The 24,467-nt window shown below is 58.4% G+C and carries 25 protein-coding genes; 7 read left to right on the forward strand and 18 right to left on the reverse strand.

The features are described from left to right. Nucleotides 1-109: 109 nt before the first annotated feature. Both CWR52_RS12215 and CWR52_RS12220 read right to left on the reverse strand, forming a co-directional pair. Nucleotides 110-628, reverse strand: a complete 519-nt coding sequence (locus tag CWR52_RS12215; RefSeq protein WP_104949787.1) for an SRPBCC domain-containing protein — start codon at nt 626-628, stop codon at nt 110-112. 97 nt (nt 629-725) lie between these two features. Further along, nucleotides 726-1,178, reverse strand: a complete 453-nt coding sequence (locus tag CWR52_RS12220) for a DUF1198 domain-containing protein (protein ID WP_104949788.1) — start codon at nt 1,176-1,178, stop codon at nt 726-728. A gap of 99 nt (nt 1,179-1,277) precedes the next feature. On the opposite strand from CWR52_RS12220, the gene CWR52_RS12225 reads away from it, so the two are divergent. Continuing rightward, on the forward strand, nt 1,278-2,180 hold the full coding sequence (locus CWR52_RS12225; RefSeq protein ID WP_104949789.1) for a LysR family transcriptional regulator: 903 nt from the start codon (nt 1,278-1,280) through the stop codon (nt 2,178-2,180). On the opposite strand, the gene CWR52_RS12230 is transcribed toward CWR52_RS12225, so the two are convergent. From CWR52_RS12230 to CWR52_RS12280, 10 genes are all read right to left on the reverse strand, one after another. Beyond that, nucleotides 2,168-3,172, reverse strand: coding sequence for an alpha/beta fold hydrolase (locus CWR52_RS12230; RefSeq protein ID WP_104949790.1), 1,005 nt, complete (start codon nt 3,170-3,172; stop codon nt 2,168-2,170). The genes CWR52_RS12225 and CWR52_RS12230 overlap by 13 nt on opposite strands. 162 nt (nt 3,173-3,334) lie before the next feature. Further along, nucleotides 3,335-4,732 carry a hexose-6-phosphate:phosphate antiporter gene (gene uhpT, locus CWR52_RS12235; protein WP_104949791.1) on the reverse strand — a complete coding sequence of 466 codons (1,398 nt, stop codon included), beginning with the start codon at nt 4,730-4,732 and terminating at the stop codon, nt 3,335-3,337. Nucleotides 4,733-4,864: 132 nt separating this feature from the next. Then, nucleotides 4,865-6,184, reverse strand: a complete 1,320-nt coding sequence (locus CWR52_RS12240) for an MFS transporter (protein WP_104949792.1) — start codon at nt 6,182-6,184, stop codon at nt 4,865-4,867. Continuing rightward, the gene (uhpB, locus tag CWR52_RS12245; protein WP_104949793.1) at nt 6,177-7,682 is read right to left on the reverse strand and encodes a signal transduction histidine-protein kinase/phosphatase UhpB; all 1,506 of its coding nucleotides are present in this window, start codon (nt 7,680-7,682) and stop codon (nt 6,177-6,179) included. Before uhpB ends, CWR52_RS12240 begins: the two co-directional genes overlap by 8 nt. Then, complete coding sequence (uhpA, locus tag CWR52_RS12250; protein ID WP_022646555.1) at nt 7,679-8,272, reverse strand: transcriptional regulator UhpA; 594 nt, start codon at nt 8,270-8,272, stop codon at nt 7,679-7,681. Before uhpA ends, uhpB begins: the two co-directional genes overlap by 4 nt. Nucleotides 8,273-8,397: 125 nt before the next feature. Beyond that, entirely contained in the window at nt 8,398-8,685 is a 288-nt protein-coding gene (ilvN, locus tag CWR52_RS12255) for an acetolactate synthase small subunit (protein WP_008500144.1), read from the reverse strand. 3 nt (nt 8,686-8,688) lie between these two features. After that, a complete protein-coding gene (gene ilvB / locus CWR52_RS12260) occupies nt 8,689-10,377 on the reverse strand; it encodes an acetolactate synthase large subunit (RefSeq protein ID WP_104949794.1) in 1,689 nt (562 codons plus the stop codon). A gap of 229 nt (nt 10,378-10,606) precedes the next feature. Continuing rightward, nucleotides 10,607-10,705, reverse strand: a complete 99-nt coding sequence (ivbL, locus tag CWR52_RS12265) for an ilvB operon leader peptide IvbL (protein WP_057979964.1) — start codon at nt 10,703-10,705, stop codon at nt 10,607-10,609. A gap of 107 nt (nt 10,706-10,812) precedes the next feature. Then, nucleotides 10,813-11,292 (reverse strand): Hcp family type VI secretion system effector, encoded by a 480-nt coding sequence (locus CWR52_RS12270; protein WP_104949795.1) that lies wholly within the window; start codon nt 11,290-11,292, stop codon nt 10,813-10,815. A gap of 205 nt (nt 11,293-11,497) precedes the next feature. After that, a complete protein-coding gene (locus CWR52_RS12280; protein WP_104949797.1) occupies nt 11,498-12,130 on the reverse strand; it encodes a hypothetical protein in 633 nt (210 codons plus the stop codon). A gap of 689 nt (nt 12,131-12,819) precedes the next feature. Between CWR52_RS12280 and tisB the strand changes: the two genes are divergently transcribed. The 4 genes from tisB to emrD all read left to right on the forward strand — a co-directional run bounded on the left by tisB (nt 12,820) and on the right by emrD (nt 15,676). Further along, complete coding sequence (gene tisB, locus CWR52_RS12285) at nt 12,820-12,909, forward strand: type I toxin-antitoxin system toxin TisB (RefSeq protein WP_023309830.1); 90 nt, start codon at nt 12,820-12,822, stop codon at nt 12,907-12,909. Nucleotides 12,910-12,973: 64 nt separating this feature from the next. Then, nucleotides 12,974-13,420, forward strand: a complete 447-nt coding sequence (locus CWR52_RS12290; RefSeq protein ID WP_025910712.1) for a GNAT family N-acetyltransferase — start codon at nt 12,974-12,976, stop codon at nt 13,418-13,420. A 62-nt stretch (nt 13,421-13,482) separates the two neighbouring features. Then, the gene (locus CWR52_RS12295) at nt 13,483-14,316 is read left to right on the forward strand and encodes an EamA family transporter (RefSeq protein WP_104949798.1); all 834 of its coding nucleotides are present in this window, start codon (nt 13,483-13,485) and stop codon (nt 14,314-14,316) included. Nucleotides 14,317-14,491: 175 nt separating this feature from the next. Next, nucleotides 14,492-15,676: a multidrug efflux MFS transporter EmrD gene (gene emrD, locus CWR52_RS12300; protein ID WP_104950918.1), complete on the forward strand. Its 1,185-nt coding sequence runs from the start codon at nt 14,492-14,494 to the stop codon at nt 15,674-15,676. On the opposite strand, the gene CWR52_RS12305 is transcribed toward emrD, so the two are convergent. Continuing rightward, on the reverse strand, nt 15,579-16,667 hold the full coding sequence (locus CWR52_RS12305; RefSeq protein ID WP_104949799.1) for a cellulase family glycosylhydrolase: 1,089 nt from the start codon (nt 16,665-16,667) through the stop codon (nt 15,579-15,581). The two genes, emrD and CWR52_RS12305, sit on opposite strands and share 98 nt — an antisense overlap. An 84-nt stretch (nt 16,668-16,751) precedes the next feature. Next, nucleotides 16,752-17,678, reverse strand: a complete 927-nt coding sequence (gene dsdC / locus CWR52_RS12310) for a DNA-binding transcriptional regulator DsdC (RefSeq protein ID WP_104949800.1) — start codon at nt 17,676-17,678, stop codon at nt 16,752-16,754. Between the two features lie 204 nt (nt 17,679-17,882). Between dsdC and dsdX the strand changes: the two genes are divergently transcribed. Continuing rightward, the gene (gene dsdX, locus CWR52_RS12315) at nt 17,883-19,220 is read left to right on the forward strand and encodes a D-serine transporter DsdX (RefSeq protein ID WP_104949801.1); all 1,338 of its coding nucleotides are present in this window, start codon (nt 17,883-17,885) and stop codon (nt 19,218-19,220) included. 17 nt (nt 19,221-19,237) lie between these two features. Further along, on the forward strand, nt 19,238-20,524 hold the full coding sequence (dsdA, locus tag CWR52_RS12320) for a D-serine ammonia-lyase (RefSeq protein ID WP_104949802.1): 1,287 nt from the start codon (nt 19,238-19,240) through the stop codon (nt 20,522-20,524). A gap of 35 nt (nt 20,525-20,559) precedes the next feature. On the opposite strand, the gene CWR52_RS12325 is transcribed toward dsdA, so the two are convergent. The 4 genes from CWR52_RS12325 to CWR52_RS12340 form a co-directional block, all read right to left on the reverse strand. Next, nucleotides 20,560-20,907 carry a DUF202 domain-containing protein gene (locus CWR52_RS12325; protein WP_024907383.1) on the reverse strand — a complete coding sequence of 116 codons (348 nt, stop codon included), beginning with the start codon at nt 20,905-20,907 and terminating at the stop codon, nt 20,560-20,562. Continuing rightward, nucleotides 20,897-21,244 (reverse strand): YidH family protein, encoded by a 348-nt coding sequence (locus tag CWR52_RS12330; RefSeq protein WP_024907384.1) that lies wholly within the window; start codon nt 21,242-21,244, stop codon nt 20,897-20,899. Before CWR52_RS12330 ends, CWR52_RS12325 begins: the two co-directional genes overlap by 11 nt. Nucleotides 21,245-21,336: 92 nt before the next feature. Continuing rightward, a complete protein-coding gene (locus CWR52_RS12335) occupies nt 21,337-22,659 on the reverse strand; it encodes a 6-phospho-alpha-glucosidase (protein ID WP_104949803.1) in 1,323 nt (440 codons plus the stop codon). Further along, the gene (locus CWR52_RS12340; RefSeq protein WP_008500158.1) at nt 22,656-24,278 is read right to left on the reverse strand and encodes an alpha-glucoside-specific PTS transporter subunit IIBC; all 1,623 of its coding nucleotides are present in this window, start codon (nt 24,276-24,278) and stop codon (nt 22,656-22,658) included. Before CWR52_RS12340 ends, CWR52_RS12335 begins: the two co-directional genes overlap by 4 nt. Nucleotides 24,279-24,467: the final 189 nt, after the last annotated feature.

The raw sequence follows: 24,467 nt of genomic DNA on the forward strand, positions 1-24,467 counted from the left end.
GAATTTAACGATTTGACAGCTTTTTCAGCTTTTTAATGCCGGGCGGCGCTGCGCTTGCACCGGCCTACGGGGCTTGTAGGCCCGGTAAGCGAAGCGCCACCGGGCAAAATTACCCGCGAGCCTTAAGGGCGGCATTCGCTAATCCCACGATCCACTCCTGATGCCCGTTAATCATCGGGTTCGGCACGGTGCGTGCTAATTCCTGCGCCGGCACGCCTTTCTGCGACTCCTGAGTCAGAATGCGCACGCGGTTGCCCGGTAAGTCTTCAAACAGCCAGGCGTGGATCACGTCGAGACGCGAATTTGCATCCCCTTCCACCCAGCCGTGCCACGCAATACGTGCCGCTTCACCCTCAACGGGAGGCACATACTCCGTCACCTGGGCCTCAACCGGAAAGCCAAAGGTGGTGAAGCGGAAGCGGGCGTTAGCGCTCAGTTCAGGGCCGCTGCCGTCGTGAAAACGGATATCCTCGGCGTTACTGTAGTAGCCCGGCCACAGCGTAGTGTCATTAAGCTGCGTCCAAATCTCTCTTGCGCTCAGTCCGGCGACGATAATTTCGTTGGATGCAAAGTTATCGGTGGTGCCGGGCAGGTAGTCGTTCGGCCAGATAATGGCGGATTGTTTCATGGTTCACCTCATCGGTTAGTTGATAAGGTGATGGTGCGCCCGGGAGAGGTATAAATCTAATGATGATGCTTTATACTCTTCATCACGATTCGTGATATCAGTGCAAATAAAACACGCCCTCTTCCGGCAGGAAGAATTGGTTATAGCGCAGCTGAAAGGCGTTTAGCTCCTGTGGGTCTGGCTCTATCTCGCGCATAAAGCCGAGCGCGAGGCGGATTTGCGCATCTGTGATGGGCGAAGCCAGACGGGCTTTGCGCAGCATGCGGTGCCAGGTGTGCAGGTTCTCTTCACTGCCATCGACAATGCAGACCTGCCAGATAAGCAGTACCTGGGCGGCGTTTTGCAGATGCGCCTCGTCGGGGCGCTCCAGGTAGCGGATAAACTCATTCCCGGAGGATTTTCCAAACTGGTCGATCATCGACTCGACCGGCATCGGGGTGATCCCCAGACGCTCGCTTAAACGTTTGATGGCGCGGCGGGAGTCCGAGGTCAGTACACGAAACCCAACCACAAACACCACGGCAAGCGTTGCCAGCATTATCCAGACCATGCGTTCTCCTTAGACTAGCCGCTCATCATAGCGGGAAACGCAGCGCGTCGACAGCAGGCAGCGCCATAATAGTGAACGGAAAAGAGGTGGAAAAACGTCATGAAAGCGGATCTGCGCACGCTGGATCTTAACCTGCTGAAAACGCTGGACGCCCTGCTGGACGAGCGCAGCGTTACCCGCGCGGCGGCGCGTCTAGCCCTGACCCAGCCTGCCGTGAGCGGCATGCTCAACCGCCTGCGGGACTACTTCGACGACCCGCTGTTTATCCGCGCGCCGCACGGGATAGTGCCGACCTCGCGTGCGGAAGAACTTGCTGCACCGGTGAAGCGCATCCTGGCGGATATCGACGTGCTGCTGCAGCCCGTCTCGTTTGACCCGCTCACTGCCAACCTGACCTTCACCCTTGCCGCGACGGACTACGCCCTGCGCGCGGTGGTGGTGCCGTTTATTGCCGTCCTTAAGGTGCAGGCTCCCCACATCCGCGTGCGCGTGGTGCCGGTTGAACCCGATCGTCTCATCGCTCAGCTCGAGCAGGGAAAAATCGACCTCGCCCTCCTGACCCCCCACACCACGCCGGACGAACTCCACAGCCGCGCGCTTTATGATGAACGGTACGTTTGCATGATGCGCGCCACTCATCCTGACGCGGGAAAAGCGCTGTCGTTAGACCGATTCTGCGCGCTGGAGCATGTGCTGGTCTCCTATGAAGGGGAAAGCTTTCACGGCGTCACTGACGACGCGCTGGCGAAGAATGGGCGGGTCCGCCACATCGGGCTATCGGTGAGCAGTTTCCTGGTTCTGCCAGACGTGCTCGCGATCAGCGATATGATTGCCGTGGTGCCGGAGCGGATGGCGGAAAACCGGGCGGGAATGTTTGTTTGTGATACGCCAGTATCAGTGCAGGGATTCACCAAAAGCATGGCCTGGCACGGGCGCTCGCATCGAAACCCCGCGCAGATATGGCTGCGCGGGTTACTGCTGGAGACCAGTCAGCGCGCCTGAAGCCCTTTCAGCAGCGCCTCGTGGAAGCGGGCAGGATCCTGCATCTGCGGGGCGTGGCCCATGTCGTTGAACTCAACCAGCGTCGCGTGCGGGATACGCTTCGCCGTCTCTTTGCCCAGCACCGCATAGTTACCGAGCGTCTTGCGGATCTCCGGTGGGGCGAGATCTTTCCCTATGGCGGTGTTGTCCTTCGTGCCGATCATCAATAATACCGGCATCTTCAGTTCACTAAATTCGTAGACAACCGGCTGGGTGTAGATCATGTCGTAGAGCAGCGCCGAGTTCCAGGCCACGCGCGCTTTGCCCGGCCCGTTGTTCAGTCCGGCAAGCATGGTGACCCAGCGTTCGTACTCCGGCTTCCACTCCCCGGCGTAGTAGGTGTTTTTCTCGTACTGACGAATGCCGTCGGCGCTGACCTTCAGCTCGCGCTGGTACCACTGGTCGACGGTAATATGCGGCACGCCGCGCGCTTTCCAGTCTTCAAGCCCTATTGGGTTCACCATCACCAGCTGCTCGACCTGCTGCGGCCACATCAGCGCGTAGCGGGTCGCCAGCATGCCGCCGGTCGAATGGCCAATAACCGTGACGCGATCGACGCCCAGCGATTTAAGCAGCGCGTGGGTGTTATCCGCCAGCTGCTGGAAGGTGTACTGATAATGCTCTGGCTTGGTGGATTTACAGAAGCCGATCTGGTCGGGTGCGATCACGCGATACCCGCTGGCCGACAGCGCGCGGATCGTGCCGTCCCAGGTGCCGGCGCAGAAGTTTTTACCGTGCATCAGCACGGCGGTGCGGCCGTTGGTTTTTTCCGGCTTCACGTCCAGGTAAGCCATATCCAGAGACTGGTTTTGCGAGGTAAAGGTAAAGTGTTTTACCGGCCAGCCGTAGTCAAAACCTTCCAGCTTCTCGCCGTAAGTGGGGGCATCCGCGGCCATTACGGGGGAGGCCAGCGCCATCAGCAGCGCCAGGCAGGACAATCGTCGGGTCAACATGCAAGCTCTCCGTTAGCAAAAGGGGCTAAGGCTGCGCGAAAGGCGGCAGCAAAAAACACTGTAGAGCATGGAGAGGAGCGGATGTGTAAAGCGGGGTAAAGGTAGGACGAGCAAATAAAAAAGCCCGGCATCACACACCGGGCAAAGAAGTTACCTGCACACTCAGGCTGCTTTCAATTTCTGCTTCTGCGCACGATTCTCACGGCGGATCTTACGTTCTTCCAGCACCGCGACCATCGCCATCAGGACGATACAGCCAATGGCCGCCGCGTCCAGCGCCGCGAAGGTGCCCGCCCAGCCGGTGAGGCCGAAAATCGGCGTGCCGTCGGCGATCATCCCCAGGCCCAGCTTGGCGAAGCTGTCGCCGATCAGGTAGGCGAAGGTGCCTTTAATCCCATCGGCGGCGCCGATCGCTTTTTTCGGGACGAAGCCCACTGCCGCCACGCCGATCAGCAGCTGCGGACCAAACACCAGGAAGCCGAGCGCAAACAGGGATGCGAGGTAAACGTACTGGTTGCTGGCGTGCTGGTAGACGCCGAGGGTGGCGATAATCAGCGCCAGCGCGATACAGGCCACCAGCGCGCGACGGCCGTTGGCGAGGTCGGAGAGCCAGCCCCACAGCAGCGTGCCGACCAGCGCACCCACTTCAAACAGGGTGAAGCCCTGAATCGCGACCTCTTTAGAGAGCTTCAGCTCCTGGAAGGCGTACACGGTAGACCACTGGTCGATGCCGATGCGCACCACGTAGAGGAAGATGTTTGAGAAGCAGAGCAGCCAGATCACTTTGTTTTTCAGCACGTATTCAACAAAGATCTGCCATTTGGTCATCTCATTCTCTTCGGTCTCTTTGTCCTCTTCGCTGATCTCCTCGCCGAACAGCTCTTCAGCTTTGCCGAGGCCGTAGGATTCGGGGGAGTCGCTGCCGAAGCGCAGGCCGATAAAACCGACAATCAGGGCGATAATCGACGGGAAGATAAACATACCGATGACGTGGCCGTCGAACAGGTAGTTTGCGCCAAACAGCGCCACGCCTGCCGCACCCGCCCCGCCGAGGTTGTGGGAGATATTCCACATGCCGAGGTACGACCCTCGCTTGCGGCGCGGCGTCCATTTGGTGATGGTGGAGTAGCTGCACGACCCGCCGGTACTCTGGAAGAAACCGCTCAGGGCGTAGAAGGCGATCATCAGGAACAGGCTAACGGACCCTGCGCCCATGCTGGCGCTGAAGCCGAGCATACAGATGGCGGAGAGGATCAGCATAAACGGCAGGAACTGCTTGGTGTTTTTGCCGTCCGCGTAGTAGGACACGACGGTTTTTCCCACGCCGTAGGTGATGGAGAAGCCCAGGCCAATCATCCCCAGCTGCGTCATGCTCAGCCCGTAGGTGGAGATCATGTCGTTCTGCGCGATGTTAAAGTTTTTGCGGATCAGGTACATGGTCAGGTAGCCGATGAAGACCACCAGATAGGACTGCATGAACGGTTTGAACCACATTTTGCGCCGCACATCGAGCGGCAGATCCAGGGTCGGCTTGCGCACCTGGTTTAAGAAGGCCAGCATGGTTGGTTTACTCCTGAGCTGATTTTTGCAGCATTGTAAAAATCAGCCGGGAGAGATGCCTGAGACAGCGTCCAGGTAAAACCGGGAAAATTTCTTAGTTTTGCGCCACTCGGGGTGAAAAGGTGAGGCGCATCACATCACACTGGCTTCACGCGGGGCCTGCGCATGTAAAAACGGCAGCAGCAGCAGGGCGGAAATTCCCGCCGCGATGGCGATCACCGCGAAGAAACCGCTCCAGTGCCAGATGTCGATGACCCGCGCCAGCGGCCAGCCGGAGAGCGATGCGCCGAGGTAGGCAAACAGCCCGACAAAGCCCGTCGCCGCGCCTGCCGCCTCTTTGTGGGAGCACTCTGCCGCCGCCATGCCGATGAGCATCTGCGGGCCGAACACGAAGAAGCCGGTGGTGAAGAAGCACGCCGCCTGCATCACGTAGCTGGCGAACGGCATCAGCCACAGCGAGCCGACCGAGAGCAAAATCCCGGCGGCAAAAATCAGGTTCATCGGGCCGCGGTTGCCGTTGAACAGCTTATCCGAGCCCCAGCCCGCCACCAGCGCGCCGATAAACCCGCCCAGTTCGAACATCGTGACCGCCGAGTTGGCGGTCACCAGGTCCACGCCCAGCGTCTCGGACATGTACAGATTGCCCCAGTCGTTGATGGCCGCGCGCACCACGTAGACCAGCACGTAGCAGAGCGAGAGGAGCCAGATGTAGGGGTTTTTCAGCACGTATTTGGTGAGGATCTCCTTGCGGGTCAGCCCCGCGCCCTCCTGCTGCTGGGCAATCTCCATCTCGTCGTGCCGCCAGTCGCCCACCGCAGGCAGGCCGACGGTTTGCGGCCTGTCGCGCAGGCGCCAGCAGAGGAACAGCCCGGCGACAATCGCGAGGCCACCGGCAATCATCATCCCCGCGCGCCAGCCGTAGTGCAGCGCTGCCGCGCCCACCACCATCGGGATCAGCGCCCCACCGACGTTATGCGCGGTGTTCCAGATGGCCCACCAGCCGCCGCGCTCGTTGCGCGAATACCAGGCGGTGAGCAGGCGAGCGCAGACCGGCGCGCCCCAGCCCTGGAAGAAGGCGTTCAGCGCCCACAGCAGGGCAAAGGCCCACAGCGAGGTAGAGAAACCAAACAGGATGTTCACCACGCCGGTGGCGATCAGCCCTACGCCCATGAAATAGCGCGCGTTGGAGCGATCGCTGACGATGCCGGAGAAGAACTTCGACAGGCCGTAGGTGATGTAAAACAGCGTCGCCAGCAGGCCGATGTCGGTGCGCGTCATCACGCCGCTGGCAAGAATTTCCGGCGCGGCGGCGTTGAAGCTTTTGCGGGTGAAGTAGAACAGCGCGTAGCCGAGCCAGATGGCGATCAGAATATGGCGACGCCAGTAGCGGTAGCGGGCGTCGATTTCCGCTTTGTCGCCAATCGGCGCGGCGCTGGCAGGGGTTTTAAACATGGTAGCTCCGTAGCGGCAGGCTGACGCTGACGCGCGTTCCGTGGGTACAGGAGAGGTTCAGCGTGCCGCCCAGCGCCTTTACGCGCTCACGCATGCCCGCCAGGCCAAAGCCCTGCTGGCCGGAGCCCGGCGGCAGGCCGCAGCCGTCGTCTTCAATTATCAGCATCAGGCGTTCGTCCTGCTGCCAGCCCTGTATCGTGACCGCGCTGGCATTGGCGTGTTTAACAATATTGTTCAGTCCTTCCTGACAGACGCGGAAAAGGGTCACGCGCTGGCCTTCGCTCAGCGCAGATTCGTTAATTCGCCAGTCGAGATGGCTGACAATGCCGCGGCTTTCCAGCTCCATCTCGCGCATCAGGGAACGCACCGCCTGCTCCAGCGACAGGTCGTCGAGCTGGCGCGGACGCAGCCTGCCGAGCAGGCGTCGCACCGAGTCATACACGCCCAGTGAAAGCTGCTCGATATGCGCTCCGCCCTGCTTCACGCCCGCGTTTTCCGCCGCCAGACGCTGGACAATGCCCGCCTGAGTGCGGATGGCGGTGATCGTCTGGCCGATATCATCGTGCAGCTCGCGGGCGACCTCCTGCCGCACGCTCTCTTCCGTCTCCAGAAGGCGTTCAGCCAGACGCCGGTTGCGCGCCAGCTCCGTTTGCAGGGACTGGTTCAGCTCGCGCAGACGCTGAATACCCGCCCCGAGCAGCAGCCCGGTCAGGCTCTGGGCCAGCAGCGAGAGCAGCAGATCCACCGGATGGTCGTGCCAGGTCTGGCTGGCAATCAGCGCGATGGCGTTCATCAGGGTCGCGATCAGCGCCCCCTGCCAGCCGTAGTGCCAGGCCAGGGCGATAATCGGCAGCGCCAGGCAAAACGGCGTGAAGCGTGAAAGCTCGGCAGGTAGACCCAACTGAAGCCAGAGGCTCACCACGAACAGCAGCAGATACCAGATGAGATGCCGGGCGCGCCAGTTCACCGGTTGGGACACCAGCCCAGGGCCAAGCGGTTGCCAGACGGTGCTGGAGAGATAGTGCCAGATAACGAGGCAGGTCGGCGCGAGCGTCAGGCCACCGGTGAGGGTGAGCAACAGCGCGTTGAGCATCTCCTTGTCGCCAACCCACGGCAGGGACTGCAGCAACGCGGCGGCAATCAGCGCCGCCCCCTGACGCAGCAGCGTGCGCCAGTCGCGCTGGTAGCGGTAGCGGGAAATCAGGGCAACGGGGAGAAGCGTAAGCAGGCTTCCGGTCATCAATAAGGGAAGATGCGCGAGGGCCACCTCCTGCGCCAGCCAGACCAGCATCAGCCACTCCGCGCCGAGCAAAACGGGCCAGTAGCCGCGCGGGCACTGGAGCATTAGCCCCAGCCGCAGGCCAAAGGGAAACAGCAGCACCGCCAGCTCAGGACGTTCCACCAGATGCAGGCTGATGCTCCACAGGCAGAACCAGGCGGCGGAGAAGATGAAAAAGCTGGCAACGACGGCGATCAGCCGCGAAAACACGGGACTCATTGCCAGCTGTCGAACATGCGGCGCGCCAGCTCGACGTCGTTGCTGACATTGAGTTTTTCCATCAGGTTGGCGCGATGGACGTGCACGGTTTTCGGGGACAGATCCAGCTCGGCGGCAATCTCTTTTACCGACATCCCCTGCGCGAGCTTCTCCGCCACCTGGCGCTCGCGTCTGGTGAGCGGATCCTGACGTCCGGCCGCCAGCTTGATGGCGATATCCGGCGTCAGGTAGCAGCCGCCGGTGGAGACGGTACGCACCGCGGCGATCAGCTCGTCCGGGCTACAGCGTTTTGAGAGGAACCCGCGCGCCCCCGCGTTGAGCGCCTGCTCCACCAACGCCGGGCTGTCGTGGACCGAGAGCATGATCGTCGCCATCCCTTTCGGCAGCTGGCTCAACAGCTCCAGCCCGGAGAGATCCGGCATCGAGATGTCACAGATACAGACCTGCACCCCGCGCCCCGGCAGGCCCGCCAGCGCCTCGCGACCGGAGCCAAACTCGGCCACGACCTGAAAATCCGGTTCGAGGTTGAGAAGTTGAGCAAAGCCAGAGCGGACGATAAGGTGGTCGTCGATAAGGGCGATGGTGGTCATGGTTTGATCCTGATGCGTGAACGCGCCGGATGGCGGCGTAAACGCCTTATCCGGCCTGCGTGTAAAGTCCTTGTAGGCCGGATAAGCGCAGCGCCATCCGGCAAAAAACGCTTACCTTAAGTGATTTATTCGAAGAACACCGCAATTTTGTTAAACATGGTGGGATCGGACTGGTTGCGCGCCACGTTGGTGACGTCCTCCAGCTTGTCGATCTGCGCCATCATCTGCTCCAGACGCTGGTCATCGTTGACCAGCAGCCAGATGCGGCTGTGCTCGCTGCCCTGAATCGGCAGACAGAGAATGCCTTCCACGTTAAACGCCCGGCGGGCAAACAGCCCGCAGACGTGGGTCATGACGCCGGGATGGTTGCGGACGGTGAGTTCCAGAATGACGTTATCATGTTGTTTCTGCATGGCTTATTCTCCCACCATCTCAGTATTTGCCGCACCCGGCGGCACCATCGGATACACTTTTTGTTCAGGGTCGATACGGACGTGGATCAGCGCCGGGCCAGGGCGAGAAATCGCCGCCTGCAGCGCCGCGTGGGCATCCTCTTCCGCGTTCAGATCGCAGGTGTGCAGGCCAAAGCCAGCGGCAATCTGCATAAAGTTAATCATCCCCGGATAGGTCGCCGCAAACACGCCCTGCTTGTAGAACAGGCTCTGCTGCTGGTGCACCAGGCCCAGCGCCTCGTTGTTCATCAGGATGATTTTTACGTCTAACTGGTTTTCGGCTGCGGTCGCCATCTCCTGAATGTTCATCATCAGGCTGCCGTCGCCGGAGAAGCAGATGACCTTGCGGTCCGGGTTGGCGAGCGCTGCACCAACTGCTGCAGGCAGACCAAAGCCCATGGTGCCGAGGCCGCCGGAGGTCAGCCACTGGCGTGGACGGTTCAGCGGGTAGGCCTGCGCGGTCCACATCTGATGCTGGCCCACGTCGGTGGTGATAATCGCGCTGTCGTCCACGCAGGCGGCAACGGCGTTGATAAGACCATAGTGGCTCAGCGGATCGCCTTCAGTTGGGATCGCGCCCGGGAACTCGCGCTGCAGATCGGCCACAAGCTGGCGCCAGTCGGCGCGATCGGTCGCCTCGGTTTGCGGGATCAGCTGCGCCAGCACTTCGGCCACGTCGCCCTGAATCGCCACGTGCGGCTGCTTGATTTTACCCAGCTCGGCGCGGTCGATATCCACGTGAATGATTTTGGCATTCGGGCAGAACTGCTCAGTTTTGCCAATCGCCCGGTCATCAAAACGCGCACCCATAACGATCAGCAAATCCGCCTCTTGCAGGATGTAGTTGGTGCTGCGCGCGCCGTGCATGCCCAGCATCCCCAGCGACAGCGGGTGCGCTTTTGGCAGCATGCCGAGCGCCATCAGGGTCATGGTGGTCGGCAGGTTGGCTTTTTCCGCAAACTGGCGGATTTCATCCGCGGCGTTAATCGCCCCGCCGCCCAGATAGAGCACCGGACGTTTAGCGGCGTTGATCATGGCGGCAGCATCGCGCACGCTCTCAGCGCTGAACTCCGGCGCAGGGGCACGTTCACCCGGCTCCGGCAGAACGTCGATCTCGATTTCTGCGGTCTGGACATCCTTAGGAATGTCTATCCACACCGGGCCCGGGCGGCCGGACTGCGCAATGCGGAACGCATCGCTGATAACCTGAGGAAGCTCGGCGATGTCGCGAACTAAATAGTTATGTTTGGTGATGGGGATAGAGATGCCGTAGGTATCCACTTCCTGGAACGCATCGGTACCGATCATCGAGGACGGCACCTGGCCGGTAATGCAGATCAGCGGAATGGAGTCGAGGCGCGCGTCGGCGATGGCGGTCACCAGGTTGGTTGCGCCCGGCCCGCTGCAGGCCATACAGACCGCCGGTTTACCCTGGGTACGCGCCATGCCCTGAGCGATAAAGCCTGCCCCCTGCTCGTGGCGTGCCAGGACGTGGCGGATCTGCGTGCTTTGGCTTAACGCATCGTACAGCGGCAGCACCGTGCCGCCGGGGATGCCCGCAACCGTGGTGATGCCCTGTCGCTCCAGCAGATGAACGATCAGCTGCGCGCCGGTAAAACGCGTCTTGGTGGATGTTGTGCCCGAACTTGCCATGCTCCAGTCCTTTTCTTCTGGGCCGACGTTACGCGTCGTATTTCAGGTTGCAGATGCGTTGGCTGCGTTCACTCACCCCAGTCACGTACCTGTGTACGCTCCCGGGGATTCGCTCACTTGCCGCCTTCCTGCAACCCGAACTACTTAGCGTATCCGGGAGGGGTCCTAAACGAAAAACCCCGCCCGGTTTGCGCCGGCGGGGTTTTGGATTCGTGTGTTGATCCAGTCCCTACGGCGCATTGCCGACGACCACCACCACACGCACGACGACCACTGCGGCTGGTTGCGCAGTTTTTAGTAGGGTCGAAGTGAAGATGGATGAAGTCATTGGGGACCTGTGTTTGGATTCATTGATTGAATTTATACAAACACAGGTTTTCGGGCGTGACAATGGAAAAATTTTCATCTGCGCAAAAATGCGTCAGGGATCACGTTTCAGTACGTTGCCCGCTCATTCCAGGAGTCACTATAGATGACATTGCCGTCGCAATGCTTCCAGGAGATTTTCTCATAGCGTATGAGAACCGTTTCAAGGTGTGTTCCCGTGTTTGCGCCGGGATACAGGTCAGGTGTGATTGAGGTTATTTTCACATTCTCCAGGAGGATATTAAAATATTCCTGTTCTAAACCCGCCTCATTAATCTGATACATCTTAATGGTGGCTGACTGGAGTGTTCTTCCCGTACTCAGCGCGCGAAAGAGAAGTGGGGTTACACGATCAAATTCTTTCTGGAACATGATGGGCATGTGTATGCGCGTGCCCGTCAATTTCCCGGTATTCCCGTCGACTGGGATGTTGACATTATGAGTGAACGATTTGAGCTCAATTGAACCTTCACGCCCTATTACAAGGCAGGGGCCCACCATGGGGGAACCATTTTCATCTGTAAGAAATAAATAAGCCGGATTTGACATAAAGAATCCCTGTTTTAAAATTCAATCGTACTTATCAAAGCGACCGAAAATTATTGGATGAACAATGATAAATACAACGATAGCAATAAATGTGAGTAATACCCAGTAGTCAGGCACCAACCACAGAAACAAAGAGGCGCATACAAAAACATAAACGGGAAATAAAATATCCGTAAAGAGAATTGATAACAGACTCTTAAACACGCTACTTGTCCCTTAAGTCGTCATAAATCGCTTCAAAATCCCTGTAGTATCCCATTTGAACCTTCTTAATCAGTTCAGACAGGAATGGTTCAATAAAGTAATAAAGCATCTCCAGTTGTGCGGCATAGAGAGTGGCGTAATACTTTGGGTCCAACGTTTTCAGGCGACGAGCAGCAAGCGCGCACTTCTGGTCCGTGCCAATGAGTTGAAATGCCATGACAACGTTCGGTACACGACGTGCAAGCCGTTCGACGACGATTTCTGAGAGCAGGCCAGATTTGGAAAGATATATTGCCAAACCCCATGCTATTGCTAAACGCGCTGCTTTGCTTGTCGGAATATTTTTAATAAGTCCGGTTACTTGTGAACCCGTCTTGTGGGCGCGATTTTGTTCATTTCCATTTTCAGAGTCATTTAGAACACTTTTAAAATAAAGATAGAGCATCTGTGCTATTACATCGTGATAGCAGGGAATTAAGCATGATGAGTACCAGCTTACACGCTCCATTCCTGAATAGATATCAGCGCCGATTCCCTTTAATGCTTTCCATGTCCCGGCAACGCCTTGCTGTCCATAAATAGCCAACTGTCTGTCGCTCTGGAACTTCATCTTCAAATAATCCGATGCTTGCATAACATATCCATATAATGCTTGTGGTTATAAGAATATACATTGAAAAGCAGTGTAATTCAAACCGGTGAAATTGCCTCAAAAATACATTCACGAGAAAAATAGTTCGATTAAATATTTTTTCTTACGTCTATATGCGATGCGATTTTAATATCCTGGCAAGTATGTTGTTTATATTAAATGGCTTATTTGGTGCTGCATCTCGTAAACTATCCTGGTTCCCCTGCATAAAATTGATTTCTTAAGAAGCCTGACCAGGCCACTGCTTATCCCGATATTTTTTTGGGCAGGCCAGAAAACAAAAAACCCCGCCGGAGCGAGGTTTTTATCAGGGTTTTACGGTTGGTCGCCGCAGAACACACTGTGTTACGTCAACGCAAAAAGTATACGCGATCGAAGACGAACGCGCAATTCCGGCACGGATTTTGACGTTTTTGAGTATGGATCGCCTTTCGATTTTTGTCCAAAAAATACTGTTCATACATACAGTATTTATCTATAATGAGGGTGTTCGCAGTGAGCGAGGGGGCCGCAGTTCTACCGGCGCAACGAAGTCCTGGCTGAAACGGGTGGTGCCGTCAGTGCCTTAACCCCTGAAGTGAGCACACTGTGTTACGTCAATCCAGGTGCTGGCAACAGGCGGCGGAAAGGTACGCCAGCATCGTGCTCCTTTTAACCAAAAGGAGACGCGTATGAGCGTAGTGGATATGGTGATACTTATCCTCAAACTCATTGTTGCAGTACTGCAACTGCTTGATGCTGTCCTGAAATTCCTTCGGTAATTCAGGTTCAAGTCGCACCTGAGAGGGGCGGGCAACCGCCCCTCTTTAATAACGAGGGAATGCTATGTCGCGTCTGTTAATTGAGCCTGTCACACCGGATGAGCCGGGGTATATCGCCCTGAAGGCGGAAAGTATTGCACTGAATTTTAACATGCTGCGCAGGCTCGAAGAGAGCTGGCAGCGGGGTGAGAACCGCTTTAACGCGCCGGGTGAAAAGCTGCTGGGTGCGTTTCTTAACGGCAAGCTGGTGGGCGTGTGTGGCCTCAACCGCGATCCGTTCAGCCAGCAGCCGCGCGCCGGGCGTATTCGCCATCTCTACGTCAGCGAGAAGTGCCGCGGGCTGGGGATTGGCAAGCAGCTTTTAACCGTCGTGATGGCCGATGCCAGCATCTGGTTTGATTTCCTCAATACCCATGCGCCGGACGCTGCCTACGGGTTTTATCGCCGGGCAGGGTTTACGCTGGTCTCGGACGAACCGCGGGTGACGCACCGCCTTTTTTGTGCGGTGTAACCGGCTGGCAGCATCAGGATGTGAATGTTACAGTTGAGTGACAATTCATCATCCAATACGCCATGACCATCACCGTTTTCTGCATTTTGCTTTTCGCCGCACTGCTGCATGCCAGCTGGAACGCTATCGTTAAAGCCGGAACGGATAAACTCTATTCTGCGATCGGCGTTAGCGGCTCAGCCGCGATTATTGCCCTGATTTTACTGCCCTTCTCACCACAGCCTTCTGCGGCAAGCTGGCCGTTTTTGATTGTCTCCTGCGCCTTACAGGTGGTGTACACCGTGCTGGTGGCAAAGACCTATCAGGTCTCCGATATGAGCCAGACCTATCCGCTGATGCGCGGCACCGCACCGCTGCTGGTGGCGCTGATCAGCGTGCTGGCGCTTGGCGATCGTCTCTCCTGGCTCGCCTGGTCCGGCATCGGAGTCATTTGCCTGTCGATTCTGGCGATGGCGATGAACGGGCGCATGCAGTCGCGCAGGGGGATCTGGCTGGCGCTGCTGAATGCTTGTTTTATCGCCGGGTATACGCTGGTGGACGGCACCGGCGTGCGGCTGTCGGACACCGCGCTGGGCTATACGCTGTGGACCTTCTTTATGAACGGCTTCTGCCTGCTCGGCTGGGCGATGCTCGCACGTCGACGCGAGGCATCCGGCTACCTGCGTCTGCACTGGAAAAAGGGGCTGCTCGGCGGCGTGGGCACCATGGGCTCTTACGGTCTGGCGCTGTGGGCAATGACGCAGGCACCGCTGGCGGTGGTCGCGGCGCTGCGGGAAACGTCCATACTCTTTGGCGCGCTGATCGCATTTTTGCTTTTAAAAGAGAAAGTTGCGGGCCTGCGCATCGCGGCGGCGCTGGGCATTGCTGGCGGCGCCATTCTGCTGCGTCTGGCGTAAAGCACTGGCAACATTAGTTGCCGTTCTTGTTTACAAATCCTGCCTTTACCGGTTTTTTCATTCACCACAACAGTGCTTAAATTGTCATCTCTCTGTGGTAGATTCCTCGCGCATTTATGGGAATGCGCAGTCACTTATTCTTCATTTTCCTCTTTTGGCAAAAGTATTCAGCGACATGAAAAAGCAACGGAACGTTAACTTATTGTTGATGCTGGTGTTACTGGTGGCCGTCGGTCAGATGGCGCAAACCATCTACATTCCGGCGATTGCCGACATGGCAAAGGAATTAAACGTCCGCGAGGGCGCAGTACAGAGCGTAATGGCAGCTTACCTGCTGACCTATGGCGTTTCGCAGCTCTTCTACGGCCCGCTCTCCGACCGCGTCGGGCGTCGCCCGGTGATCCTGGTGGGCATGAGCATTTTCATGGTGGCGACCGTCATTTCGATGACCACCCATAACCTGACCGTATTGATTGCCGCCAGCGCCCTGCAGGGCGTCGGGACCGGCGTCGGCGGGGTGATGGCGCGAACCTTACCGCGCGATATGTATCAGGGTACCCAGCTGCGCCATGCCAACAGCCTGTTGAATATGGGCATTCTGGTCAGCCCGCTGCTGGCCCCGCTGATCGGCGGCCTGCTAGACACGATGTGGTCCTGGCGCGCCTGTTACGCCTTCCTGCTGGTGCTCTGCATGATTGTCACCTTCAGCATGGCGCGCTGGATGCCGGAAACGCGCCCGCAGGACGCGCCGCGCACGAAGCTTATCGCCAGCTATAAAACGCTGTTCGGCAACGGCGCGTTCACCTGCTACCTGCTGATGCTGATTGGCGGCCTGGCGGGTATCGCGGTGTTTGAAGCCTGCTCCGGCGTGCTGCTGGGCGCGGGGCTTGGCCTGAGCAGTATGGTGGTGAGCATTCTGTTTATTCTGCCAATCCCGGCGGCGTTCTTCGGCGCGTGGTTTGCCGGGCGACCAAACAAACGCTTCTCCACCCTGATGTGGCAGTCGGTGATCAGCTGTCTGCTGGCGGGTCTGATGATGTGGATCCCGGGGCTGTTTGGCGTGATGACCGTCTGGACGCTGCTCATCCCGGCGGCACTGTTCTTCTTTGGCGCGGGGATGCTGTTCCCGCTCGCCACCAGCGGCGCGATGGAGCCGTTCCCGTTCCTCGCAGGTACGGCGGGCGCGCTGGTGGGCGGTTTGCAGAACATCGGTTCCGGCGCGCTGGCCTGGCTCTCGGCGATGATGCCGCAGACCGGGCAGGCTAGTCTGGGGTTGTTGATGACGCTGATGGGGCTGCTGATTTTACTGTGCTGGCTGCCGCTGGCGTCGCGTGTCCCGCATCACGAGCAGCCGGTTTAACCGCATGATGGCCCGGCTTCTCGCCGGGCTTTTCACAGACAGGGGCGATCATCGCCTGCAATAACGGCTCTGGCGCAGGCCGCCAGGCGCCCTCTTCCCCGTCGTAAAACTGGAAATCCGCGTTAAGCGCATACGGGATTTTCGCCTTTTGCAGCTCGCAGGCCATAAAGGTGGCGAAGGCCAGCTGCGAAGCGGTTGGCGTGAGGTGGTTGGACTCCCCCACACCCCAGCCCCCGACCCAGCTAACGTGCCCGGTTTTTTGCTGCCAGTGCAGCGCGGCATTGATGCGGTTACGGATTGCCGCTTTCTCCGCCGCCGTGCCGGACGTCCACGGGTATTTACCGCCATTCTTCAGCGGCCCCCACGGGAAAATATGCCACTCCGCCAGCAGATAGTTTTGGCTGTGCGCGGGCAGCTTCAGGCTGGATAACTCCTCCGGCGCGGCACGCAGGCGTGGCGCAATGAAGATCATGCGCTGTGGGGCGATGTCGTGGATCGCTTTGATGGTTTTTTCATACACGCGGTTTAACGACGCCAGATTGTGGTTAAGCTTGTCGGCCGGTTCATAAATGAGGTCAAAACCCAGCAGCGGGTAGCTCTGACCGAAATAGTGCGCCACGGCAATCCACCAGTTGACCGTCTCTTTCTCGTTATCGGCTTTCGGGTCGTTTTTATATTCATCCGCCTGATACGCGACTATCGGGATCACGCCATACTGCTCGCAGGCTTCCACCAGCTTGCGCAGGTGGATCAGCCGCGCTTCCGTCGGCTCATCGGCGACGCGGATGCGCACGTGAGTAATGCCTTTAGCCCGAAAATCGCGGACCACCAGCGGGTCGAATTCACGTATGCCGCGCTCGGTGCGCGCCCAGTCCACATCCATCCCGACGCCCAGCTGCTGCGCATAAAGGGCGGCCGTCAGCGGCGGCTCAGCGGCAATGGCCCAGCCGGAAGAGATCAGTAATGCACAGGCAATAAAAGGCTTTAACACGGTTTACCCTGGATAAATCGAAAGCATTACCTGTATTTAGCACGCTTTTTCACATTAGGTGTAGCGCGAAAGCGTAATAATTCTTCAACCTGCCAGTTCTCTCAGCCAGCCGATAAAGGCGTCAATTTTCGGCCACTGACGGCCAGAAAGCGTCGAAATATAGTAGTGCTGATGACATTTCAGGGTCTTGTCACCAAACGGAGCGATCAGTTCGCCCCGTTCAAGCCGTTTTTGCACCAGCCGCTTTCTGCCCATCGCGACGCCGACGTGATTAATGGCCGCAATGATCGCCAAATCGGAACGATCGAAACCAATGCCCGATGATGGCGGCATATTCACCGCAAAGTGCTGCGCCCAGCTCAGCCACTCATCCGTACCGGAATCATTACTCCAGGCCTGACGGTCATGCAGCAGCGTGCAGTGACTGAGGTTATCGGGGTTTTTCAGCAACTCATGCTCGCGGGCATACTGCGGCGAGCAGACGGGCAAAATCTCTTCGTCCATCAGAAAGTGATGAGATAGATGGTTTGGCGGGGTATCGTCGAAATAGAGCGCCAGATCGACACCTGTTCGCTGCATATTGACGTAATCATTACCGGTCAGGACGGTGAGCGATATTGACGGATAGCGGCGGGTAAAGTCGCCCAGCATGGGTACCAGCCAGCACTGGGCGATCGACGGGCGGGAATAGACCGTCAGCGTGCCGGACAGCGCCTGGTTTTTGATGTCCAGGATCTCCTGATTCAGGGTGTCGAGGGACGATTTTAGCGTCCAGTAAACGCGCTTTCCCTCCTGCGTCAGCTCAACTTTACGGTGCGAACGGACAAACAGCTGAATACCCAGCTCCTCCTCCAGCAGGTTGATGCGGTGGCTTACCGCGCTGGGGCTGAGCGACAACTCCTCCGCCGCCAGCGCGAAGGATTCATGCCGGGCCGCCACTTCAAAGGTATACATTTTCGACAGTTGCCAGCCGTTGAGCAGCCGGTTTCTGGCTTCATTTGTATCGGTCATCACAATTCTCACGCGTGGTTTCTGCGCTCAGCATACCGTTTAAGGGTGAATTTATGTGAACCTAATGCGGATTAAGTGCGTTTTTTAGAGCGTAGTCACTCAGTTGATTCAATCTGGCTCACCTGAACGCCAATTTATATCGTTTGTCAGCCTACGCCGCTTTTTCGTCCAATACCCCCAGATGACATAAGGGTGAGGTGAGATATGGGATCTCAGGTCTGGGTTGTGGCAACGCTGCTGGTCAGCATTGTGTTGATTGTTTTAACCATCGTAAAACTGAAGTTTCACCCGTTCCTCGCGCTGCTGCTGGCGAGCTTTTTCGTCGGCGCAATGATGGGAATGAGCCCGCTGGATATGGTGAATGCCATTGAGAGCGGGATTGGCGGCACGCTGGGCTTCCTGGCGGCCGTGATTGGTCTGGGCACCATTCTCGGCAAGATGATGGAGGTTTCCGGCGCGGCAGAACGCATCGGGATCGCCCTGCAGCGCTGCCGCTGGCTGTCAGCAGACGTGATTATGGTGCTGGTGGGCCTGATCTGCGGCATTACGCTGTTCGTGGAAGTGGGCGTGGTCCTGCTGATCCCACTGGCGTTTTCCATCGCCAAAAAGACCCATACGTCGCTGCTTAAGCTGGCCATTCCGCTCTGTACCGCGCTGATGGCGGTGCACTGCGTGGTGCCGCCGCATCCGGCCGCGCTGTTTGTGACCAATAAATTAGGGGCGGACGTCGGGACGGTGATCGTCTACGGCCTGCTGGTGGGCCTGATGGCCTCTCTGGTCGGCGGCCCGCTGTTCCTGAAACTGCTCGGTAATCGTCTGCCGTTTAAACCGGTTCCGGCGGAATTTTCAGACCTGAAGGTGCGGGAGGAGCATACCCTGCCGTCGCTGGGCGCCACGCTGTTTACGGTTCTGCTGCCGATTGCCCTGATGCTGGTGAAGACCATCGCCGAACTGAATATGGCAAAAGACGGCACGCTGTATACGCTGCTGGAGTTTATCGGCAACCCGATCACCGCCATGTTTATCGCCGTGTTTGTCGCCTACTACCTGCTGGGGATCCGCCAGCACATGGGCATGGGCGTGATGCTGACCCATACGGAGCACGGCTTTGGCTCTATCGCCAACATTTTGCTGATTATCGGCGCGGGCGGCGCGTTCAACGCCATCCTGAAAACCAGCGGACTGGCGGACTCGCTGGCGCATATTCTCTCGAACCTGCACATGCACCCTATTCTGCTTGCCTGGCTGGTGGCGCTGGTGCTGCATGCCGCAGTCGGCTCCGCCACGGTCGCGATGATGGGCGCCACGGCCATCGTCGCGCCGATGCTGCCGCTCTACCCGAACGTCAGTCCGGAGATCATTACCATTGCCATCGGTTCCGGTGCAATTGGCTGCACAATCGTGACCGATTCCCTCTTCTGGCTGGTGAAGCAGTACTGCGGCGCGACCCTGAATGAGACCTTCAAATACTATACGACGGCGACGTTTATCGCCTCGGTGCTTGCACTTGGCGGCACATTCCTGCTTTCTTTCATTATCTGAGCGCGAAGAGACGTATTATGGAAAACGCAACTATCACCACTTTAACCGCACAGTTTCCTCTGGTTGAGGATCTGATTGCCCTGAAAGAAACCACCTGGCTTAACCCGCGCACCACCACGCTGGCGGAAGGGCTGCCCTATGTCGGGCTGACCAAAGCCGACGTGGACGACGCCCATGCGCGACTCAACCGCTTCGCGCCGTATCTGGCGAAAGCCTTCCCGGAGACGGCCGCAACGGGTGGGATTATTGAATCCGAACTGGTCGCGATCCCGGCAATGCAGGCGCGGCTGGAGAAAGAATCTGCTAAGTCTATTCCCGGCACGCTGCTGCTGAAAAAAGACAGCCATCTGCCGATTTCCGGCTCGATTAAAGCGCGCGGCGGTATCTATGAGGTGCTGACCCACGCGGAAAAGCTGGCGCTGGACGCCGGATTACTTAGCGTGGAGGATGACTACAGCGTCCTGCTGGAGCCGCGCTTTAAGGACTTCTTCAGCCAGTACAGCATTGCGGTAGGCTCAACCGGTAATCTGGGGATGTCCATCGGTATCATGAGCGCCCGCATCGGCTTTAAGGTGACGGTGCATATGTCCGCCGACGCCCGCGAGTGGAAGAAAGCCAAACTGCGCAGCCACGGCGTCATCGTCGTGGAATATGAGCAGGATTACGGCGTGGCGGTGGAGCAGGGACGCAAAGCGGCAGAAAGCGATCCAAACTGCTTCTTCATTGACGATGAAAACTCCCGCACCCTGTTCCTGGGCTACGCCGTTGCAGGCGAGCGGCTAAAGGCGCAGTTTGCCGAACAGGGCCGCGTGGTGGATGCGGAGCATCCGCTGTACGTCTACCTGCCGTGCGGCGTCGGCGGCGGCCCTGGCGGCGTGGCGTTTGGCCTGAAGCTGGCCTTTGGTGACAACGTCCACTGCTTCTTCGCGGAGCCCACGCACTCCCCGTGCATGCTTCTGGGCGTCTACACCGGCCTGCACGACGAGATTGCCGTACAGGACCTTGGCATTGATAACGTGACGGCAGCGGACGGGCTGGCGGTAGGACGTGCGTCCGGCTTCGTGGGCCGCGCGATGGAGCGCCTGCTTGACGGGTTCTATACGCTTTCCGATCAGAGCATGTACGACATGCTCGGCTGGCTGGCGCAGGAGGAAGGCATTCGGCTGGAACCGTCCGCGCTGGCGGGCATGGCCGGACCGCTGCGCGTGCCTTCAGATGCCAGCGTTACCCACCTGGTGTGGGCGACCGGCGGCGGCATGGTGCCGGAAGACGAGATGGCGAAGTATTTAGCAAAAGGCCGTTAATCGTAGGCCCGGTAAGGCGTAGCCGCCACCGGGCTTTAAAAGCTCACAATTTGCTGAATGTGAGTCACTGCGAAGAGTAAAGACAGAGACAGCACAGCCAGGGCGATCAGGAACTTATCCCTCACCGCCTTCGGCTGGACAAAGTCGTTCTGCGCCACGTCCATCAGGTTTCGACTGCGGGTATAGCGCCATAAAATAATCGCCACCAGCGCCAGCACGACAAGCGAGATCCAGAACGGCACCCCGGTGCGGTGCCAGTTGTGCTTAATCGCCAGGGCAATCAGCGCGCCATATCCCAGCAGCGTGCGCAGCCAGGCCAGCGACGTCCGCTCCGGCTGCAGGCCGGGGTCCGCTTCGCGTCGCGCTTTGCGGCTATCCGCCATAGAACACCAGCACCATCACCACGCCCGCCACCGCCAGCAAAATCGCGCTGATGATGAGTAACCCACGCGTATAGGGCAGATCCTGCTTCAGACGCATCGCCTTCTCATTGCGCAGCCAGCGCAGGTAGCCGTAAATCGCCAGCACGCCCGCGAACAGGCACAGCAGTAGCGCCAACACCTCGCGGATCAGCGGCGTGGCGAAATCAGGTGCGAGCTGGTCGAGCCCCACCCCTGCGGCAAGAAAGCCCAGCGCGGTGCGGATCCACGCTAAAAACGTGCGTTCATTAGCCAGCGAGAAGCGGTAGTCCGGCGCTTCGCCGAGGCGGGAAATTTTCATGAAGGTTCCTTGTCGTGCAACGGGCAGGCTTCAGCATAGCGTAAATCGACAAGGACAAGGAGACCGGCATCGGGCGATGCCGGTCGGGACGATCAGTGCAGCGCTGGCCAGTAATCCTTGTTGGCCTCGATCAGGTCATCCAGAATCGCTTTCGCGACGGACGCGCTCGGCACGGTTTTCGACAGGGTAATCGCCTGCCAGAGTTTCTGGTACGAGCGCTGCTCCCAGGCATCCACCACCAGTTTTTCCACCGCCACCTGCTGGCTCATCAGCCCTTTCTGGAAGTGCGGAATATCGCCCACCGTGAGCGGCTCCGGTCCGTTATGGCCCACCAGGCACGGGATCTCCACCATCGCGTCGGCGTCAAAGTTATGGATGGCCCCGTTGTTGGGCACAATCAGCAGCATCCGCTCCTGGGTGTTAAAGGCAATGGCGGTCGCCAGATCGACGATGTACGACGCGTGTTCGTCGATTTCCAGCTCACCGGCGGAGGATTTTCCCGCCTCGATAATCGCCCGGCAGGAACTGAACACGTGCTTTTCACGGTGATCCATGACCTCATTGGCGCGGGTGCGTTCCGGGTTGGAATGCGCGACCACGTAGTCCGGGAACAGATAATACTTCAGGTAGGTGTTCGGCATGGTGTCCGGATCCAGCGCCTGCACGTCTTTAGCTTTGGCAAAGGTATCGTTCCAGCTCGCCTCGGTGTGAGTATTGTCAGAAGGCGGAACATAGCCGTTTTTCGCCACGTATTCGCGCAGCTTCGGCATCAGATCGTTGCCGTTCAGGTCTTCAATCGACGTCCACCAGCCGAAGTGGTTCAGGCCGTAGTAGCGCACGCGCATCTCTTTGCGGTCTTTCAGGCCGACAATCTGCGCCATGCGCCCTTCAATGCCGATCGGCATATCGCAGATGTTGAGGATTTTGGCGTTCGGACGCAGGCGGCGCGTGGCTTCCGCGACAATCGCCGCCGGGTTGGAGTAGTTCAGCATCCACGCGTTCGGAGAGTACTGCTCCATGTAATCCACCAGCTCCAGCACGCCGCCGATAGAGCGCATGCCGTAGGCAATCCCGCCCGGGCCGCAGGTTTCCTGGCCCAGCACGCCGTGGCGCAGCGGGATTTTTTCATCTTTTTCGCGCATCGGGTATTTGCCCACGCGGATATGCGCCATCACGAAATCGACATCGCTAAAGGCCGCTTTCGGATCGGTGGTGTAGCTGAATTCAATCTCCGGAGCCTGCTCCTTAAGGATGATTTTGCACGCTTCGGCGATGGTCTCCTGACGCGCGCCGTCGTTGTCATAGAACTTCAGCGCGCGCAGCGGAAAACGGTCACGGTTGGCTAACAGCATCAGGACGATACCAGGCGTAAAGGTGCTGCCGCCGCCTGCAATGACAACTGAGAATTTTTTCATGATATAGCCTCTGTCAGGGTGGTTTGTTCATTCGTTAAGGGGGTTTTCATCAGCGATTCCAGCTGGTCGCGCACCTGAGGTACGTGCAGGCCGACAATCACCTGAATGCCGTTGCCGCGTCGCACCACGCCGTGGGCGCCGAGGGCTTTGAAGACGTCATCGCTTTGCGTTTTCGCCATATCGACCAGGGCGATGCGCAGGCGGGTGGCGCAGTTGTTGATGCTTTCGATGTTGGCCGCGCCGCCCAGCGCCTGCAGGAATCCGGCGGCCTGCCCGACCTGCTGGCTGGCCGCGGCCGGGGCGGTGGTTTGCCCGCGCGCCGCCTTATAGTCGGCCTTGCTGTAGAGTTTGATTTCGCTCTCTTCCCGGCCCGGGGTTTTCAGGTTCAGACGCGCAATCAGCGTTTTGAAGACCACGAAGTAAACTCCGGTAAAGCAGACGCCAATGCCGATCTGGGTGAACACCGTCGCGGCGTGGTTGTGGAACATCGGGATCCAGTTTTGCGGCAGGAACTGGTCCAGCAGGCCGCCGCCCATGTTCCCGACCACGCCGAAGGTGTACATCACCGTTGCCATGGTGGCCGCCAGCACGGCGTGAACGGCAAACAATAGCGGCGAGATAAACAGGAAGGTGAATTCGAGCGGTTCGGTAATGCCCACCAGCACCGCGGTAAGCGTGGCCGGGACCAGCAGCCCCGCGACCTTGACGCGGTTTTCCGGCGACGCGGTGTACCAGATCGCCAGCGCAATCCCGACCGAGCCAAACACTTTGGAGTTGCCGTGCAGCGCGAAGCCGCCTTCCGGGAAGAGGGTTTTCAGCGGCAGGGTGCTCTGACTGAATTCCTGCAGGTGCTGCGCCCAGTAGACCTGAATCCCCCCTTCCACCGCCGCCGGGCCAAAGATGAACGGACCGTAGACGAAGTGGTGCAATCCGGTTGGGATCAGAATGCGTTCCAGGAAGGTATAGACCCATACGCCCAGCGCACCGGCAGAACGCAGGAACGCCTGCAGGGACTCAATGCCCATCTGCACTTTCGGCCAGCCCAGCAGCGTCAGCCAGGCGCAGGGGATCATGACGAAGAACGCGAGGATAACGACAAACGAGCTGCCCTGGAAAATCCCCAGAAACACCGGCAGCGGCTTGTCAAAATAGCGGTTGTGGATGGCGGTGACGATGCCTGAAATCACGATGGCACCGATGATGCTGGTATCGAGCGTTTTAATCCCGGCAATCATCGCCAGCCCGCTTCCCGCTGTCGGTTCGGCGGAGAAGTCGACGCCGAAGAAGTGGCCCCAGGTCATCCCCATCGCGTTGATGAAGTAGTTCCAGGTCAGGAAGCTAATCAGCACCGCCAGACAGGCGCGGCCCTGGGCCTGCTTCGCCAGGCCAATCGGCAGGCCGACGGCAAAAATCAGCGGCATATTGCGGAACACCGCCCAGCCGCCCTCTTCAATAATGTGAACAATCTGCGCGAAAAGATGATCGGGGGCCGTTAAGGCTTCGCCGACAAACAGCGGGTTGCGAAGCATGATGGCGATTCCCACCACGATCCCGGCGAACGGAAACAGCAACACCGGGGTAAACATGGCACCGCCAAAACGTTGTATTTGACTGAGCATTTTTAAATCCTCATGAAACAACCTGTAGGGGTAGAGGCCTTTATGGTTTTTTGCTGGCCTGAGGTGAGCATAAGAACTTACTGATGCGTGAACATGGCGTGCCGCTGCGATTCGTGATCGCATTCATGGTTTTATTTTGACCAATCAGGTCTACTTTTTGCGGTAAATATGGACATGTCAGGACGCCAT

The sequence above is a fragment of the Enterobacter sp. SGAir0187 genome (assembly GCF_002952735.2).
Lineage (GTDB): Bacteria > Pseudomonadota > Gammaproteobacteria > Enterobacterales > Enterobacteriaceae > Enterobacter > Enterobacter quasiroggenkampii.

Excerpts from the sequence above, each read along its gene's own strand:
- CWR52_RS12215 (WP_104949787.1), bottom strand. The coding sequence starts at position 628 with ATGAAACAATCCGCCATTATCTGGCCGAACGACTACCTGCCCGGCACC.
- CWR52_RS12220 (WP_104949788.1), bottom strand. The coding sequence starts at position 1,178 with ATGGTCTGGATAATGCTGGCAACGCTTGCCGTGGTGTTTGTGGTTGGG.
- CWR52_RS12225 (WP_104949789.1), top strand. The coding sequence starts at position 1,278 with ATGAAAGCGGATCTGCGCACGCTGGATCTTAACCTGCTGAAAACGCTG.
- CWR52_RS12230 (WP_104949790.1), bottom strand. The coding sequence starts at position 3,172 with ATGTTGACCCGACGATTGTCCTGCCTGGCGCTGCTGATGGCGCTGGCC.
- uhpT (WP_104949791.1), bottom strand. The coding sequence starts at position 4,732 with ATGCTGGCCTTCTTAAACCAGGTGCGCAAGCCGACCCTGGATCTGCCG.
- CWR52_RS12240 (WP_104949792.1), bottom strand. The coding sequence starts at position 6,184 with ATGTTTAAAACCCCTGCCAGCGCCGCGCCGATTGGCGACAAAGCGGAA.
- uhpB (WP_104949793.1), bottom strand. The coding sequence starts at position 7,682 with ATGAGTCCCGTGTTTTCGCGGCTGATCGCCGTCGTTGCCAGCTTTTTC.
- uhpA (WP_022646555.1), bottom strand. The coding sequence starts at position 8,272 with ATGACCACCATCGCCCTTATCGACGACCACCTTATCGTCCGCTCTGGC.
- ilvN (WP_008500144.1), bottom strand. The coding sequence starts at position 8,685 with ATGCAGAAACAACATGATAACGTCATTCTGGAACTCACCGTCCGCAAC.
- ilvB (WP_104949794.1), bottom strand. The coding sequence starts at position 10,377 with ATGGCAAGTTCGGGCACAACATCCACCAAGACGCGTTTTACCGGCGCG.
- ivbL (WP_057979964.1), bottom strand. The coding sequence starts at position 10,705 with ATGACTTCATCCATCTTCACTTCGACCCTACTAAAAACTGCGCAACCA.
- CWR52_RS12270 (WP_104949795.1), bottom strand. The coding sequence starts at position 11,292 with ATGTCAAATCCGGCTTATTTATTTCTTACAGATGAAAATGGTTCCCCC.
- CWR52_RS12280 (WP_104949797.1), bottom strand. The coding sequence starts at position 12,130 with ATGCAAGCATCGGATTATTTGAAGATGAAGTTCCAGAGCGACAGACAG.
- tisB (WP_023309830.1), top strand. The coding sequence starts at position 12,820 with ATGAGCGTAGTGGATATGGTGATACTTATCCTCAAACTCATTGTTGCA.
- CWR52_RS12290 (WP_025910712.1), top strand. The coding sequence starts at position 12,974 with ATGTCGCGTCTGTTAATTGAGCCTGTCACACCGGATGAGCCGGGGTAT.
- CWR52_RS12295 (WP_104949798.1), top strand. The coding sequence starts at position 13,483 with ATGACCATCACCGTTTTCTGCATTTTGCTTTTCGCCGCACTGCTGCAT.
- emrD (WP_104950918.1), top strand. The coding sequence starts at position 14,492 with ATGAAAAAGCAACGGAACGTTAACTTATTGTTGATGCTGGTGTTACTG.
- dsdC (WP_104949800.1), bottom strand. The coding sequence starts at position 17,678 with ATGACCGATACAAATGAAGCCAGAAACCGGCTGCTCAACGGCTGGCAA.
- dsdX (WP_104949801.1), top strand. The coding sequence starts at position 17,883 with ATGGGATCTCAGGTCTGGGTTGTGGCAACGCTGCTGGTCAGCATTGTG.
- dsdA (WP_104949802.1), top strand. The coding sequence starts at position 19,238 with ATGGAAAACGCAACTATCACCACTTTAACCGCACAGTTTCCTCTGGTT.
- CWR52_RS12325 (WP_024907383.1), bottom strand. The coding sequence starts at position 20,907 with ATGGCGGATAGCCGCAAAGCGCGACGCGAAGCGGACCCCGGCCTGCAG.
- CWR52_RS12330 (WP_024907384.1), bottom strand. The coding sequence starts at position 21,244 with ATGAAAATTTCCCGCCTCGGCGAAGCGCCGGACTACCGCTTCTCGCTG.
- CWR52_RS12335 (WP_104949803.1), bottom strand. The coding sequence starts at position 22,659 with ATGAAAAAATTCTCAGTTGTCATTGCAGGCGGCGGCAGCACCTTTACG.
- CWR52_RS12340 (WP_008500158.1), bottom strand. The coding sequence starts at position 24,278 with ATGCTCAGTCAAATACAACGTTTTGGCGGTGCCATGTTTACCCCGGTG.